Source organism: Patescibacteria group bacterium, assembly GCA_038063375.1.
Taxonomy (GTDB): domain Bacteria; phylum Patescibacteriota; class Minisyncoccia; order Phycocordibacterales; family JANLHH01; genus JANLHH01.
Genome location: JBBTVG010000017.1, coordinates 33084 through 48038, shown reverse-complemented (window position 1 = coordinate 48038; position 14955 = coordinate 33084). Strand labels below are relative to the sequence as shown.

Here is a 14955-nt window from a genome sequence, read left to right as displayed (position 1 = left end):
GGCTCAAAACTATCACCCAAGGTCTTTCGGTGCTCCTTAAGGTCGCACCTCAACCCTTTATTTATTCATTGGCATAACGAGATAGGTGAATGAATTATCTCCAACACCTTGTATGGTGATCGGTTTATCCGCCCCATTGCATTTTATTACCACACTGTCTTGATGGAGGGCTTGAAAACAGTCAATAATATATTTGTAATTGAAACTTATTTCCAACTCTTCCCCTTGGGTTGCCGCGTTTAATTGTATAGTACTTTCCCCAATATCGGCATTTTTTGTTTTCATGGTGAATATTTTTTTTTGCGGACTCACAAATATCACCACTTGATTGAATTTGTCTGAAAAAATATTGCTTATTTTTAAACTATTCAGAAAATCTTGTTTTAACAACACAATTTCTGTTTTGTGTTCTTTGGGTATTATTTGCTTATAATCAGGAAATACTCCGTCTATAATGCGTGAGGTAAAATAAATATGATCTAAAGAAAACACTATTTGGTTTTTATTAAAACGTATATCAACAACACCTGATTCTCCTTCAAATATGCGTGATAATTCCATAGCGTTCTTAAAAGGAATAATAATGCCTTTTAATTCTTTTCTATTCTCATTTTTTATTTTTTTTTCGGCTAATCTGAATGAATCTGTTGCCACAAACACAATGTTATTATTTTCTGTGTGTATATACACACTTGAAAGTTCCGGTTTAATATCTGAAATTGAAGCGCTGTATATTACTGATTTAATGCCTTCATTGAGTTTATCCGCTTCTATAAAAAAATTATCTCCGTCTTGAATAAGGGGTAGTGTTGGAAATTCATCCGGTGGAAGACATTTTATAAGTGTTGTATTGTTATTAGTAGAAACCTCAAGATTTCCGTTTTTTTCTTCTAAAGTAATATTATTACCGTCATATATTGACGAGAGAAGGTTTGAAAACACTTTTCCTGGAACAGCAACACTGCCTTGGGATTCTATTTTTGCCGGGATCTCAATCTCTATCCCAATATCAAGATTAGTGGCTCTTAGGGTAATTGTGTTTTTATTCACAATTAATAGGATGGTGTTTAGAATAGGGAGTGTGCGGTTTTGCCCCACTATTTTTTCTATTTTAGAAACCACTTCCTTTATCTTCTCTTTTATACACTCCAACTTCATTATATTCTTTATTAAATATTATTAATTAAAAAAAATCTAATCTATTATTATCTCTGTGTATATGTGTAAAACATTTTTTCTTATTGACATATAAGTATATTTTTAAAAAATTATAATCAATAAAATGTGTATAAAAATAGTTTTTTAAGAAATATAAAATACTATTTAAAAATTTTATTAATTATTATATTTTTTACCACCCTTACCAACATACTTATACTGATTTTATCCACATACTTTTAAATCATCGCACGAAGTTGTTCAATTTCCTGCAACAACACATTATCATTTTTTAACGCATTTTTTATTTTTTCACACGAATGCATTACCGTAGTGTGGTCCCTCCCCCCTAATTTTTGACCTATTGAAGGATAAGAAATATTAAAATCTTCCCTTAATAAATACATAGCAATTTGTCGCGGCTTCACAACCTCTTTTCTTCTTGTTTTTTCGTAAATAATAAACTCTTCAATATCATAAAACCCAGCCACTATTTTGATTACTTCCTTCATAGAGACTGTTTTTTTAGGCCGCGCGCTGTTTTTGATCAGCGACTTTATTTCATCAATAAGCAATACTTTATTTTTTAATTGAGATTGGCAGATAATAGAGTTTAATACCCCCTCCAACTCCCTAATATTGCCATTTAATAATGAAGCAACATACTCCAGTATTTCATCGGGAAGAGAGAAATTCCGCTGATTTAATTTTTGCCTTAATATCGCAAGCCTAGACTCATATTCAGGGTGCGCGATATCAACGATCATACCGGCACTAAAGCGCGATTTAAGCCTTTCTTCCAGCCCGGGGATGAAATTCGGATGCTGGTCAGATGAAAAAATAATCTGCTTATTGTTTTCATACAAGGAATTGAATAAATGAAATAATTCTTCTTGAGTCTTATTTTTATTAGAAAGAAATTGAATATCATCCATTATTAAAACATCATACTTTCTGTACTTTTCCTTGAAATCATTTATCTTATTGTTCTGAAGGGAGGTGATGTAGTCAATAGAAAATTTTTCAGAGGTAATATAGTGTATTTTTTTATTACTATTCTCTTCTTTTATATAATTCCCCACCGCCTGGATCAAATGCGTCTTCCCAAGCCCCGTACCTCCATGGATAAAGAACGGATTATAAACAACTCCGGGATTTTTTATGATCGCTTGTGCCGCCGCATGCGCAAGATCATTAAAGGATCCGATAATAAATGAATTAAATGTGTATCGGGGGTTTAAATTGTCATTTTTATCTATATACAGATCATTCAAAGGAAGCTCACCTACCGCCGAAGGTTTAAAAACAGCATGCGCCGCATCCTCCCTTGTTTTTGTTTGTTCTTTTGACACCACATACTCCAAACTGCGCACACTTTGGGAGTATTCCCGCAATGATTTCAAAATAACTTTATGATATTTGTTATACAACCAGTCCTTTACAAACGCATTAGGAACACCCAACGACACAACCCCATCTTCTTGATTGATGATACATGTGTTCTTAAACCATGTACTGAAGTTTGCTCTTGAAACACCCAGTTCTATTTCATTTAACGCGCTATCCCAAAGTTGTTTGTTTTCAACCATATGTTTATGTGACGGTAGCTATAAAAACCAATAAATCAGTAAAAAGTAAATCCATTATACCTTTGTCCGCAAGAAGAGAAAAACAAGCAAACCTTAATTACTCTGTTGATAAAGTGGGGATAACCAAAAATGTTTTTTGAAGGTGAAGGAAAACAGAGTGAAGAATAAGGATAAAACAAAAAGTTTACGTATCCACAATCAATTATATACCGAAGCGACACATTGGAATATTGACTTCAGTGGAATGATATATGCTAGTGCGAATATCTTTTTAAAGAGGAGATTCTGGATATTAAATAACGAGAGATCTAAAGGTACTGGCGTGGTAAGTGAAACAAAAAAATAAAATGGACTTTTCTGTTATTTCGTTATATACTCTTAATCATTATGTCAAAAACATACAACCCTAAAAAAAGAAAAAGGAAGACAACCCATGGGTTTTTGGTGCGCCAAGGGACCAAGAACGGAAGAAATATCATTAAAAAACGCAGAGCTCAAGGGAGAAAAAAGCTCGCGGTGTAATGAGAGAGAGGCAGAGCCCCGAGGGTATTCCCAGAGTAAACTTCTCTTTTTGTTTTAAAAAACGTTTCACTTAAGATGGATATCAACATCGGGTGAAGCCGCTCATGTATGTTGCCTCAATCAAAAAAGGTCAGCAGAAAAGAATTTCCCAAGAGTCACAAAAAAGGAGAAACCTACCATTCTCCCCACCTCTCGCTTGTCGTCGTAAAAAAAGATTCGAAACTTCCCAGCAAGTTTTCTTTTGTTATTTCCGGCAAGGTCGCCAAAAAAGCGGTGGAAAGAAATAAATTAAAAAGATGGACGTATCGTACGATACAGAAAGAATGCGATAATATAAAGAACGGATTTGTCTCTGTCTTCTTTTCAAAAAAAAACAGTACGAAACTTACACATAGCCAACTTGAAGACCAAGTGCTCGTACTTTTAAAAAACGCACACCTCCTAAAAAAGAATGACGCCAGTCCAACACAGCTTTTCAAGGAATAAACATAAATTTCACTACTCCAGTATACTGGAGTAGTACAAACAATATGAAACATTTTTTTATCCACGTGATCAAGTGGTATCAAAAGGTTTTCTCCCCCGACAAAGGGGTACTGGTATCACTCGGCATCAAGCGTTCTACCACATGCGCGTTTTATCCGACATGTTCGGACTACACCATTGAAGCAATTACGAAATATGGCGCCCTGAAAGGGATTTTTATGGGCATACGAAGGGTTTTGAGGTGCCACCCGTGGCAAAAACCAACCATTGATCCCCTTACTTAACCAAAACTAAAACCCATCCGGTTTCGTTTACATTGCGTTCGTTTTATGTAGAATAAAGGGATGATATCCGGTTTTTTTAATACATTCTTCTATGAGCCGCTTTATAATGGCTTAATTTTTTTGGTGTCGGTCATTCCGGGGGCCGATATCGGTATTGCGGTTGTACTCCTCACGCTCATCGTAAAGGGAGCTCTCTTCCCTTTTACCCATAAAGGAATACAAACTCAATCAAAGCTTCGAACACTGGAGCCGGACATCAAAGACCTGAAAGAAAAACACAGCAAAGATAAACAGGAGCAGGCGCGACAGGTCATGGAACTGTATCGTAAACATGGAGTAAGCCCGTTCTCCGGATGTTTGACGGTCTTGGTTCAACTCCCTGTCATTTTTGCGCTGTACTGGGTGTTTTGGAAAGGGCTTAGTTTTGATCCCGCGCTCCTTAACGAACTTCCCTATATTCCCGGACACATCAATACGGCACTCCTCAACCACGACATCCTCTACTCGTTCGTTCACATGCCGGAATTCGTCAAAACTAACTTCCTTGGCTCCATTGACATGACGGGGAAGAGCATCTCTTTGGCTCTCCTTGCCGGTGTTTCCCAATATTTCCAAATAAAGCTTTCTATGCCCGACGTCGGGAAGCTCTCGCTTAAAAGCACAGGCTCGCTTAAAGACGACCTTGTGCAAAGCATGAAGTTTCAGATGAGATACATCCTGCCCATATTTGTCTCCGTGTTCGCGTATACCATTTCAGCCGCAGTCGCATTATATTGGGTAACAAGCAATGCCTTTAGCATCGTGCAGGAGCTTTTTGTGAAGCGGAAGGCCGAAGCTTTGCAGAGTGAACTGAAACGTGATAATACGTAACTATATATGACCACGGAAGAGATCAAGGACATCATTGAGGAAATATTAAAGCATCTCACTATTCCATTTAACGGTGTAGATATCGTTTCGGGTGAGATTGGAGTGGTGTTTATGATCAACACAGATGAGGCTCGCTTCTTGATCGGCAATAATGGCGCAAATTTAATTGCGCTCAATCACGTCGTAAAACGGATAGTTGATAAAAGAAAAAAGGAAGAAGAATTTACGAACTTCACCATAGATGTAAACAGTTACCAAAAACAAAGGAACGAAGAATTGCAAAATAAAGCAAAAATGCTTGCGGAGCGCGCAAAATCACTTCACGTGGACGTAGAAATGGAACCCATGACACCCTATGAACGCATGGTAGTACATACCACACTGGCAGGAGACCTTGAAGTGGAAACAGCATCGGTTGGATTTGGAAAAGACAGAAAGGTGGTGATCAAATACAAAAACACAAACTAAAACCGCGCTTTTGCGCGGTTTTAGTTTGTGAGGGAATGTCACGCGCTATTTGATCTTAAGCGCCCACAGCGAGTAATCTTTTTTGTTCGTAAAGAAGAAGTAACCCTCGTCCTCATCAAGGAATGGTTTGATAATGTCCAGATTTATATTGAGAGACTCCATTGGTTTTATCAAAACCTCGGAATACGCTGTTTCGGTATTTACCTTCCATATCGTATCCGTGAACGACATCAACCCTTGATACCAAATATCAGGATACTTTCCTTGCGGCAGGTTCTCCGGCACTCCGCAATAAACGGTTATATTGTCGCTTGCCCAGATACATTTTTCGGGCAAGGTGGTAATACCGAGTTTTTTTGATTCAGCTTTGGTTACGTCTACTACGCCGACCGATAAGCCATTCACCGTAGACTCCGAATAAAGAATCTTCGTTCCCGACCCGTTTGAGAGCGTGGTGAGACCGGAGATGTCACCCAATACTTTTTTTAACGGACCACCCGCCGTGCTCAGTGTGTAGAGATACCCGGAAACATCGTTTGACGCCTTAGAAGTAAGAAAGATGTTCTTATTTGTCGCCCATTGCGCCAACCATTCCGTAAACGGAAAATCAAACACTTGCACTTTGTCGGTCCCGTCAATTTTTGACCTGATGCCTATGGTGCCGTCTCCTCCCGGTACAAGGTAGAACATGGTTCCCTTGGTCGGAGAGAGGGTTATTTCTTTAATGCCGCTTTGCAGAAACGCGCCTTCAAGGGTTCCCTCGCTCGCGCCCTCTTCTTGTTTCATTATGCGGGCGGAGAAGCTTTCTATCGCGTTGGTATTCTCGTTAATATAACGGACGATGATCGACTCCCCTTTATTTCCCCACAGTGCCTCGTATACTGTGGGAATGGTCGTGTTTGTGATGCGTGTGTTTTTGAGCGTTTCCATTTCTGTTTCGTATACATGTCCTGTGGTACGTTCCATGTAGCGGGCTACGGTCACCTCCTTCTGCTCACCAGCATCCTCAACAGTTTTCTGTATGGCGATAGCGCCTGCTGTCGGAGCGCTGGAGAGTTGTCGCAATACGGGGAGTACCGCCACCTCTTCTTTTTGAGAGAGGTCAGCACCCTCGCCGGTGTTGTCGGGAAGAGTAGCGTCACCACCACCCTCAGGAATACCAAACGGCATAAAGTTGTCAAATGTTTTGGTAACACTTTCGCCATTACTACCACTTCTAAAAAGTATGACACCCAAAACAATCACCACAATGAGCGCGAGTATTGAAATAGCGATAATAATGATTTTTTTTGACATACTTTTCTTAATTACTTGGCGGGTGCCGTACCGGCATTGATATTACCACCACTTGGTGTCCCCCCCGTTGAACCACTCCCCGTTCCTTGTTGCAACGATTCTTTTTTTATATTGAGATTAAAGTTTACCAAATTGGGATTAATGGTTTGCAGAATAAGGTATGAAGAGAGAGCAAGCAAGAGTCCTCCGATCGCCGCCCATATCCTGTTCTTCGCGGATGCTTTGGCGGAGGGGTTTGCCGCGCTCGCTATATACTCCAACCCGCCGACCACGATCATAATAACGGCCAGCACGCCGGTGATTCCCACCATAAGACGATAAATATTATTAAAGTAATCTCCCGGACTTATGTTCGCGTTTCCTCCACCAATGGAAGGCTCAAGGAGCGCGGCATGCGCATATACCGCAGACAGCACAAACAAAGAGAGTGCTGATATGACAAGAGAGACGATTTGTGATCTTGTTTTTTCCATGGTGTTAAAAACCAAAAGACGTAGCACTGGTTTCCCCGAAGTTCACTGTGAATGATTGTTCAAGGAACTGGAGGATTTTTGTGGTGTGTTTGACGCGGAGCAGCACCAAAGCTTTCCCGCTCCCTCCTTCGGTACGGAGCGCCAACTCGCTCTTTTTGTCACTTTCCGTATCGGTTACCTGCTTGTTATCAAGCAGCCATTCGTAAGAAACGCTGCCGCCATCTTTGTCTTTTATGGAAAAGAAATAAGGTTCTGCCGATATGAGTACTTCTTTGTTCTGCATAGTAAAGGTGGTACCCACGGCGTGTTCGTAACGGATCCCTTCCAATGGGTGATGTTCATAAAAGATAACTTTTGGGTCATAGCTCGGGAGGTTTATATTTTTCAGAGCCCTTAATTTCCCGTCAAATGAAGAAGCTTCAACAGTGATGGTATCGGTTTTTTTGAGAGGGTCTTTTTTAAAGAAAACAAAATTATTACCGTAACCTGACTGGTCGTAGAAATCAGCATAACTGAAATTTCTTTTCCATTTATATACGACATCTTTTATCCCTAACGCGCTTGCCCCCGCCGCGGTCATGTTTGGTATGGCAATAACCGCTATTGTCGCCTCCGGAGTCGCAAGCGCCTTGCCTCTATAAAAGGCGGGTGTGTAGGAGCCAATCGCCTCCCAGAGCAGGTCAACCTCTGTCGGTGAAAATACGAGCGTTTTGGTAATGACTCCCGCGGTCCCTGAACGAACGAGCACGCGGACAGTGGAGGAAGACCCCACCCCTTTGGTGGTGAAAGAGAATTTTTTCTTGCCGATTCCGGCAAGCTCTAATTTGTCGTTTACATACCAGGAGGTGTGCAACCTATCTATGTCAATACCATAACCGGAAAGCTCTAATGCTACCTGCTCAAAAGGGCCGGGAGTTTCAGGAGATGCTTGCACATCAATTCTATTTGAGGGGTTAAATTGCGCGAAAGCAGGGATGGTAAAAGCGCCACATAATACTACTGAGAGAAGAATTTTTGCGACGCTCTTTATTGACATGGTTTCAGTGTTTCTTCCGGAGTTCTGTTTGGTAAAAACCATATAACATAGGTTACTTTTATTATATCTAAAACAGCAGTTCTTATCTACTCATCGGGTCTACCTCGCTTTTACGTATCAGACTCGGCCCCTCGCGCGTCCTTGAGCTCTTGCTTTGCTTTTTTGATCATCAATATCTGGGATGGGTCGGAGGTGATGATCTGCTCTTCGGTATAGGACGCTAGCACCTTGATAGCCACGTGTTTGAGGCCGGCAAAGAAAATTCCTTCTCCCACATCAGATTCAAGAAGCAGGAACTTCTCTTCATCAGTGAGATTGAACGTCTGCTGGACCAGATCAATGGATGTGGGGGACTGCTTTAAAAGGATCTGAATTGAAGAGTTGGTGATGATGGGGAGGCCGTAAGGAGATTTGAGAAAATCGCCCACGTCTTGAGTAATAGTTGCGAGTCCCAAGTAATATTTTCTTCCTCGCTTGGCAAGTCCGAACAAGAATGACGCCGTGTCTTCCGACTTCATCATCCACCACGCCTCGTCAATCACCAAGAGACGTTTTTTCAAGTTCTTTCTCACCGAGTTCCATATAAAGTGCATCACAATATACATGGCGGCGGGTTTCAACTCGTCTTCCATGTCGCGCACCGAGAAGACCACAAATTTTTTATTGATATCCACATTGGTAGGATTGTTGATGAACCCGGACCAGGTACCTCTGGTATATTTGGAAAGTCTCTGCAGAAGCGACTCCCCTCCTTCCATGCCGGCAAGCACGAGCTCAAAATCAGACATGAGAGGCGGCGCGATGCTCGCAAAATCAGATTCCGGAGTAATATCTTTCAGCGCGTAAGTCTCGGCAATAGCCCGGTCCATAATAGAGTCTTCTTCGGGAGAGAGTCCGCCGAGTATGATCCTAAACAATCCGACCAACGTGATGATGTTTGAACGCAGTACGTCGGCGGGAGATTCGTCTTCCCGCGGAACAGGAAGGTCAAACGGATTAATGTGGTGTTTTGAGGTGAGGGAAATGTTGAAGTAACGTCCCCCTGTCGCTTCCGCCAGATATTCATATTCTCGCTCGGGGTCAATGACGATCACGTCGGTATCAAACATAAGCGTACGCAGGATCTCCAGTTTTGTTGAAAATGATTTTCCCGAACCTGCCTTCGCGAAAATAACCGAATTATAGTTTTCAAGGCTAAACCGGTCAAAGAGCACCAAACTTGAATTGTGCCGGTTGATGCCGTAGAGGATACCCTTGTCTGAAGTGAGGTCAAACGAGACAAATGGAAAAAGGCTGGAGAGAGGAGATGAATTTAATTTTGAGTGCACGTTCAAGAGGTCAGTCCCAATAGGAATAACGCTTTTATAGCCCTCTTCTTGCTGGAAAAGCGCGGGTTTTAGATACACGAGCTTTGCTTCCAGAATAGATTTTATTTCCGACTCCACTCGGTCAAGCTCCGTCAGATCATCAGCGTAAATGGTGATGTAGAGCCCCACATCAAAAAGCCGCTCTTGCGCTTGCTGGAGCTTATTGCGGAGGTCCTCCAAGTCGCTATAGGCGGTGTCTAGCATCGGGTCGCGCACGAGCCCTTTTTCTTCCCGCATGGATATCTGGCTTTGGACTTCCGCCACTTTTGTCTGAAATTGTCTCAAAACGTGCGCCGTATCTACCGGATGGATGAAAATGGAAACATCAAATACGCGGTCAAGGTTGATGATGGGAGAAAACCAACTGTCGGACAAGAAGCGCGGATACGAAATGACAAAAAAGGTGCGCGCTATCTTGTCTCCCAAGTTAAACTCGCGAGGAGTGATCTTGAGCGCGGATGGCGCAATGACATCTTTGAGCTCCAATACCGCAGACTCATAGATCTCCTGAGGGAGAATAGGAGTTACTTCCTGTTCTTTTTTATTTTTTCCAAATAGGGTGTCTATGAAGGACATGGGTTAATTATACACTAAGACTCAAATTTCAAAATCCAAATATCAAATCAATTTTAAAACCCAAATTATTTTTTAAATATTGCCGAAAAAATCAGCGTGAGTTCCTGAGCCTCCCTCCACAACAGTTGACAGTTTGATTTTTCATGCGGATTAGCTCTCGCGATCATCCTAAGCCAATGTTTTGTTTCTTTGGCTTCTTTTTTACACAGAGCTATTTTGTGTTTAAAGTCCTTTTTTGACTCGGCGCCATCAGCTTCCATGTAATTTGCTCCAATACTGGTTGCGGATCTGATAAATTGATTTAAAAGTGGTTTGTTTATATCATTTTTCTCAAGAGTTTTTATAAAATCAATAACGTTTTCTCCAAACCTGGCGGTTCTTTCTTCAAGGTTGTATTTCTTTTCGTTTTGATTTTGAACTTGATTTGGCATTTATTGTTTGGGTTTTGGTTCTTCAATTAAGCCAATCTAGCTTAATTGAATAGGTTTCTCAAGCTCTCCCGGATTAAACATCCTATAAAAGAGCTCAATATCTTCCTCGGTGCCGAGTTGTACCACGCGAACACCCGTTCTGTTAAGCCCCTGTTGTACGACATAGGATCTTTGTTTCAACTGGGAATGATGGGCCTCAAAATCTTCAAGTTTTTGCTCGCTACTTCTCTTGTTTTTTGCTCCCGGCAAAAAACCGCTAATTCCTCCTTGCGGCGAACCGATTCCGGATGGCGCATACGGGACCACGATAAAAAAGTTCTTTGTCATGATATTGGTTGATTCCGTAAAGCTCTTGATGAAATTGATGTATTCCCGCGTCTGTATTTTGAGGAGATCATTGAGCTGTTTGTGTTCCCGATCCTCAAGCAGGGCGATGTATGGCCTGATGTCGTATCTGCGCGACTGGATGAATATCTGGATGGAAAAATCAAGAGAATTTAAGAAACTTTGAAACTGCAGGGTAATGGCCATTTGCTCGTCACTTGATTTAAGCGCAAGGTTCAAGGAAGACGCCATGAGAATGATGCGCATGGATCCGTCCTTGAGAATGATCACTCCGTTGCGCACTTCTTTGATGGGAACGAAGTCTTGTGCTGATTTTGTGCTTGTCGCCATACAGTAACGAATTACAAATTTCTTACGAACACATTAATTATAGCATATCTTCTCCTGCACCCTGTGACGTATCATTGAACATTTTGATGAACATCAAGAGACCACGAGAGTTCTTTGAGCCTGCTGTCGGAGAGCTTGGGTAATTCTAAGCTCTGTAGCGCGGGTTTGCCGGTATTCCCTTTCTTGGCTTTCGCTTCGGATGTCACTTTTTTCCATACATAGAGTTTGCCTTTGAGTGTGTAGTTGAGGGCGGATTCAACGACCGAAATGAACGGCCTGTTGTTGATTTTGTAAAAAGCAAGCGCCAGTGAAAAGCCCGCAAAAGGAATGATGAGCAGAACAGCAAAGAAAAACGGCAGTATGATATAGAGAACGAAGCACATTGCCGCTCCACCCACCAAATAAATGAACTGCTTGAATGTCAGCGGCCCGAATATCTTATCTTCAACCTCAATAAATTGTGGGACTTGAAATTGCATGCCAATTTTGTTTACGAGCTTAGCGAGTAATTACAAAATTGAGCATCCCGCTCCAATTTTGCCTTTGTATCTCATAAGGAGCGCGCGGGCGAATAACCCATCCCTTAACGGGCGAAGCGTTACTTTTTGGTGTATGGAATGTAGGGTAATTGATAACATAATATGGAATTCTTGTTTTGCAAAATTGGGGCTGGGATAGTCTTTTGTGTCATGATACCTTCGTACTATTCTACCGGTTCACGATAGGGATCCGTTTCTTTATAGGTTCCGGCGCGCGTTTGCGGTGTGTCCGTATGTTCAGTTTCTGTTCGTGGCATGGAAAAAGATTTTTCCAACTTTTGTTTGATAACATCTTTTTCCAAACTCCTATCCTCATTAAACGAAGGATCCACCGCCACCTCTTCACCCATTTCCACTTTCTTTTTTTGTTCATCTAGCGGGCTCACAGCTGGCGTCGCAGCCATTGGTTCCGGAATGGTCACTTGGGGCTTTTCCACATGGAGTGCCGTAGGTGTCATGACACTTACCGGTGCAGTACTCATTTTTTCTTCACGGAGAGGAGTAGGTGCCAGTGCCTCCACTTCTTGCTCAATTTCCTTGAGCATTTCTTCTTTATTGGGGATCGCCTCTTCCGTTTCCCCGGAGGCCGCTTCTTTTGTTGAATTCCAATCATTAAAGCCGCCCGGCACCATACTATCTATGCGGTGCACTTTCATGAGCGATTCCCGCACTTTTTTAAAGATATGTTCGTTGACGTCAGCGACGATTTCCACCGCCGCTTTTCTGTCAACCTTGAGCCGAAACAAAACATCCTCCAGGAAGTCATCGGGATGTACCACACCAAGCAATACGAGCCCCACCTCATCTGCAAGTTCTCCCGCCTGGTCAATATGCAGGTGGTTTCTTTTGCTAATTTCCTGCATGGCAGTATCAACATCGTTAGACGTGATGGCGGCCTGAAGGTCTTTGGGAAGTTTTTTGAATTGTTCAAGAAGTTGTTCTTTGTCGTTATCCATAGTGGTTTTTGTTATCTAAAGCTTATTATCGACCTTTTATTATGTTGTGAAGTTCTCTTTTGATTCAGACTTCCCCTCCTTTGCCCCTTCTTTTTTATCGGACGCAGAAGGTGCGGGTTTCTCAGATGGTTCTTCTTTAACTTCTCCCGACGTTTTCAGCGCCTCGCTCACGAGCTGCTGTACTGTTTTTTGCCCCTTCCTTAATGCCAGCGCCCCTTCTCGGTCTGCGATAGATGGCCTCTTGCCGACCGCACGCCTTAATAAGCCGAGTGGCGTAGCGCTTCCTTTTGTAGCTAATGTTTGGGCGAATCCTTCCTTTCTCCTAGCGCCTTTTTCTTCCCACATTTTCATTTCCGCCTCTTCGTGCGCTCTTTCCAGTATCATTGCCTTGAGTGTTGAGCTATTAGGGTCGCGCGCCTTTTCAGCCGCAATTGCTTTGTCATAAGCCTGCATTCTACTGCGCGGCGCTTGCGCGTTTTCCCGTTCTTTAAGCGTAGAAGCGCCGATCAATTCTCCTATTTTGGTTCTTCGCTCCACCTGACTTTTGAGTATCGCCTCATAGCCTCCTTTGCCACCGCCCTTCCCTAGACCTGCGTCAATAGACCCCATGGCTTTTTGTACGGCCGGTACGTTGCGTATGTCAAAACTTTTTTTGCTGACCGCGTCGCCCGCAAGGAGCATTCGACGAGCGCCCCACCCGAGCGCCCCACCTTTTTCCTCCATATTCCGGAGTCCTTCACTGCCGGCCATCATGGCACCGCCCCCTCCGATGAACTTTCGCGCCAATCGTCCGCCTACACCGCCAGCCAACAATCCCAAGGCGCCACCGGCCAGTTTGTTGCCGATATTAAGCGACATGCCGCCGATGGAGCCGGCCATACTCGTCGTAGTCTTTTTTGCGATCAGAAGCATAACGATCAAAACTGAAAACTGAAGCGCCACGATAACGACAATTTTAAAAATGCCGACATCGCTAGAGACAGCGGTCTTAAAGGTGTCTGTAAGGAAAGGACTGCTCGTGAACGCCGCGATGATCCACAGAAAGAAAAGGAAAACCGCGATAGAGAACGATTTACTGAAGAGCTCGCTCCACCACCTGCTTGCCCATGATTTTGTGTTAGGGAGGATCATCGCGATGAACGCCAGAGGTGCAACAGCCATCAAAAACCAGATCACGGCAACGCGGACAACGAAAAGCAGTGCGATAGAAATAAGGATCCATGCCGCCACAATATTTATACCCGTCGCGAAAAGGTAAATAAAAAATAGTGTTCCCATTCCTTTCCCTTCGTCTGCCCATTCCTTAAAACTGTCAACCGAGATCAGTTTCTGCGGATTAAAGGACGCGATAAGCCCCACCGATATACTCTTGGGAGGAGCGTCAAAATTCTTTCCGGAAAATGCGGACGCAGTCAAAGCAGTTTTCTCTCCATCCAAGACGTTTGCGGTCGCGGCTCCTCCCGAAATTCCGTTGTAGAATAATCGCGCGGTAACATTGGAAACATCCACCACGACCCGCGTGATGAACAAACTGAAATTGAGGAGGAGTGCTATGATAACGAGCCGCGCCAGGAGACTCTTTGCGCCGTAACTGGAAATTTGAAGTATGGTGGCGATGGCGATGAACAGGAGAATAAAGATGAACAACATGTTCGCGAGGTCGCGGGTGACCGCCCATCCGTTTTGCGCGAATGGCGCGTTGAGCACCGCATGACTTAACGAAAATCCAAGCATGAGGTCAAAGATCAACCCTCCGAGCGTGAGAATCTGCGCCGACGCACCATAGATAATACCAATGAAGATACCCACAAGACATCCTCCCCACGTGCTAGGATCAGACCCTTTACAGTAATGTTTGGAAATAAGATTTTCCGAGTCGTCAGCAGGAGCAGGGTCGGCCGCCAAGGCGATTTGAGGTGAAGTTGCAACAGCAATTGCTCCCTCTTGAGAGATTTGGATACTGAAGGATAGCGGAGAAAGAAGCGTGATGCTGATGAGGAGCCCAGCGACAAAAGAAGCAAGAGAGCTTACTTTTTTTGCGGGTATGCCTTTTTGCGCTTCACGCCTTCGCACAATGAATAATATTAGATGTTAAGAAGCGGTGAACCACTTTAATTATAACAGAATGCGTTTTGAATAAAAACAACAGAAGGCGCTCTTGTGTGGAATACGGGTTTCTTGTGACAGAGCTCTGAAGTGTTACGGGAATTCGCCTCGCTCATTTTGTGT

Annotated in this window: 16 protein-coding genes; 5 read left to right on the top strand and 11 right to left on the bottom strand. The window is 43.0% G+C overall.

Annotated features, from left to right (window positions below):
• Nucleotides 1–57: 57 nt before the first annotated feature.
• Both dnaN and dnaA read right to left on the bottom strand, forming a co-directional pair.
• Nucleotides 58–1158: a DNA polymerase III subunit beta gene (dnaN, locus tag AAB523_02515; GenBank protein MEK7556137.1), complete on the bottom strand. Its 1101-nt coding sequence runs from the start codon at nt 1156–1158 to the stop codon at nt 58–60.
• A 239-nt stretch (nt 1159–1397) separates the two neighbouring features.
• Nucleotides 1398–2747 carry a chromosomal replication initiator protein DnaA gene (gene dnaA, locus AAB523_02510; GenBank protein MEK7556136.1) on the bottom strand — a complete coding sequence of 450 codons (1350 nt, stop codon included), beginning with the start codon at nt 2745–2747 and terminating at the stop codon, nt 1398–1400.
• Between the two features lie 387 nt (nt 2748–3134).
• Between dnaA and rpmH the strand changes: the two genes are divergently transcribed.
• The 5 genes from rpmH to AAB523_02485 all read left to right on the top strand — a co-directional run bounded on the left by rpmH (nt 3135) and on the right by AAB523_02485 (nt 5377).
• Complete coding sequence (gene rpmH / locus AAB523_02505) at nt 3135–3269, top strand: 50S ribosomal protein L34 (protein MEK7556135.1); 135 nt, start codon at nt 3135–3137, stop codon at nt 3267–3269.
• Between the two features lie 108 nt (nt 3270–3377).
• Nucleotides 3378–3755: a ribonuclease P protein component gene (gene rnpA / locus AAB523_02500; protein ID MEK7556134.1), complete on the top strand. Its 378-nt coding sequence runs from the start codon at nt 3378–3380 to the stop codon at nt 3753–3755.
• Between the two features lie 44 nt (nt 3756–3799).
• Nucleotides 3800–4039 (top strand): membrane protein insertion efficiency factor YidD, encoded by a 240-nt coding sequence (gene yidD, locus AAB523_02495; GenBank protein ID MEK7556133.1) that lies wholly within the window; start codon nt 3800–3802, stop codon nt 4037–4039.
• A 60-nt stretch (nt 4040–4099) separates the two neighbouring features.
• Nucleotides 4100–4909: a YidC/Oxa1 family membrane protein insertase gene (locus tag AAB523_02490; protein MEK7556132.1), complete on the top strand. Its 810-nt coding sequence runs from the start codon at nt 4100–4102 to the stop codon at nt 4907–4909.
• A 6-nt stretch (nt 4910–4915) separates the two neighbouring features.
• Nucleotides 4916–5377: a R3H domain-containing nucleic acid-binding protein gene (locus tag AAB523_02485; GenBank protein MEK7556131.1), complete on the top strand. Its 462-nt coding sequence runs from the start codon at nt 4916–4918 to the stop codon at nt 5375–5377.
• Nucleotides 5378–5422: 45 nt separating this feature from the next.
• On the opposite strand, the gene AAB523_02480 is transcribed toward AAB523_02485, so the two are convergent.
• The 9 genes from AAB523_02480 to AAB523_02440 form a co-directional block, all read right to left on the bottom strand.
• Nucleotides 5423–6673, bottom strand: coding sequence for a hypothetical protein (locus tag AAB523_02480; GenBank protein ID MEK7556130.1), 1251 nt, complete (start codon nt 6671–6673; stop codon nt 5423–5425).
• Nucleotides 6674–6684: 11 nt separating this feature from the next.
• Complete coding sequence (locus AAB523_02475) at nt 6685–7146, bottom strand: hypothetical protein (GenBank protein ID MEK7556129.1); 462 nt, start codon at nt 7144–7146, stop codon at nt 6685–6687.
• Between the two features lie 4 nt (nt 7147–7150).
• Complete coding sequence (locus tag AAB523_02470; GenBank protein MEK7556128.1) at nt 7151–8224, bottom strand: hypothetical protein; 1074 nt, start codon at nt 8222–8224, stop codon at nt 7151–7153.
• A 68-nt stretch (nt 8225–8292) separates the two neighbouring features.
• Nucleotides 8293–10125 carry a DUF87 domain-containing protein gene (locus tag AAB523_02465; GenBank protein MEK7556127.1) on the bottom strand — a complete coding sequence of 611 codons (1833 nt, stop codon included), beginning with the start codon at nt 10123–10125 and terminating at the stop codon, nt 8293–8295.
• 65 nt (nt 10126–10190) lie between these two features.
• The gene (locus AAB523_02460; protein MEK7556126.1) at nt 10191–10556 is read right to left on the bottom strand and encodes a four helix bundle protein; all 366 of its coding nucleotides are present in this window, start codon (nt 10554–10556) and stop codon (nt 10191–10193) included.
• 36 nt (nt 10557–10592) lie between these two features.
• Entirely contained in the window at nt 10593–11231 is a 639-nt protein-coding gene (locus AAB523_02455) for a hypothetical protein (GenBank protein ID MEK7556125.1), read from the bottom strand.
• Between the two features lie 71 nt (nt 11232–11302).
• Nucleotides 11303–11710: a PrgI family protein gene (locus tag AAB523_02450; GenBank protein MEK7556124.1), complete on the bottom strand. Its 408-nt coding sequence runs from the start codon at nt 11708–11710 to the stop codon at nt 11303–11305.
• A gap of 224 nt (nt 11711–11934) precedes the next feature.
• Nucleotides 11935–12726 carry a hypothetical protein gene (locus tag AAB523_02445; GenBank protein MEK7556123.1) on the bottom strand — a complete coding sequence of 264 codons (792 nt, stop codon included), beginning with the start codon at nt 12724–12726 and terminating at the stop codon, nt 11935–11937.
• Between the two features lie 39 nt (nt 12727–12765).
• Nucleotides 12766–14799, bottom strand: coding sequence for a hypothetical protein (locus AAB523_02440; GenBank protein ID MEK7556122.1), 2034 nt, complete (start codon nt 14797–14799; stop codon nt 12766–12768).
• Nucleotides 14800–14955 lie beyond the last annotated feature (156 nt).

What these genes read in the sequence shown, in the direction of transcription:
- rpmH (MEK7556135.1), top strand. Translation starts at nt 3,135, where the DNA reads ATGTCAAAAACATACAACCCTAAAAAAAGAAAAAGGAAGACAACCCAT.
- AAB523_02450 (MEK7556124.1), bottom strand. Translation starts at nt 11,710, where the DNA reads ATGCAATTTCAAGTCCCACAATTTATTGAGGTTGAAGATAAGATATTC.
- AAB523_02455 (MEK7556125.1), bottom strand. Translation starts at nt 11,231, where the DNA reads ATGGCGACAAGCACAAAATCAGCACAAGACTTCGTTCCCATCAAAGAA.
- dnaA (MEK7556136.1), bottom strand. Translation starts at nt 2,747, where the DNA reads ATGGTTGAAAACAAACAACTTTGGGATAGCGCGTTAAATGAAATAGAA.
- rnpA (MEK7556134.1), top strand. Translation starts at nt 3,378, where the DNA reads ATGTTGCCTCAATCAAAAAAGGTCAGCAGAAAAGAATTTCCCAAGAGT.
- yidD (MEK7556133.1), top strand. Translation starts at nt 3,800, where the DNA reads ATGAAACATTTTTTTATCCACGTGATCAAGTGGTATCAAAAGGTTTTC.
- dnaN (MEK7556137.1), bottom strand. Translation starts at nt 1,158, where the DNA reads ATGAAGTTGGAGTGTATAAAAGAGAAGATAAAGGAAGTGGTTTCTAAA.
- AAB523_02475 (MEK7556129.1), bottom strand. Translation starts at nt 7,146, where the DNA reads ATGGAAAAAACAAGATCACAAATCGTCTCTCTTGTCATATCAGCACTC.
- AAB523_02445 (MEK7556123.1), bottom strand. Translation starts at nt 12,726, where the DNA reads ATGGATAACGACAAAGAACAACTTCTTGAACAATTCAAAAAACTTCCC.
- AAB523_02470 (MEK7556128.1), bottom strand. Translation starts at nt 8,224, where the DNA reads ATGGTTTTTACCAAACAGAACTCCGGAAGAAACACTGAAACCATGTCA.
- AAB523_02465 (MEK7556127.1), bottom strand. Translation starts at nt 10,125, where the DNA reads ATGTCCTTCATAGACACCCTATTTGGAAAAAATAAAAAAGAACAGGAA.
- AAB523_02490 (MEK7556132.1), top strand. Translation starts at nt 4,100, where the DNA reads ATGATATCCGGTTTTTTTAATACATTCTTCTATGAGCCGCTTTATAAT.
- AAB523_02480 (MEK7556130.1), bottom strand. Translation starts at nt 6,673, where the DNA reads ATGTCAAAAAAAATCATTATTATCGCTATTTCAATACTCGCGCTCATT.
- AAB523_02485 (MEK7556131.1), top strand. Translation starts at nt 4,916, where the DNA reads ATGACCACGGAAGAGATCAAGGACATCATTGAGGAAATATTAAAGCAT.
- AAB523_02460 (MEK7556126.1), bottom strand. Translation starts at nt 10,556, where the DNA reads ATGCCAAATCAAGTTCAAAATCAAAACGAAAAGAAATACAACCTTGAA.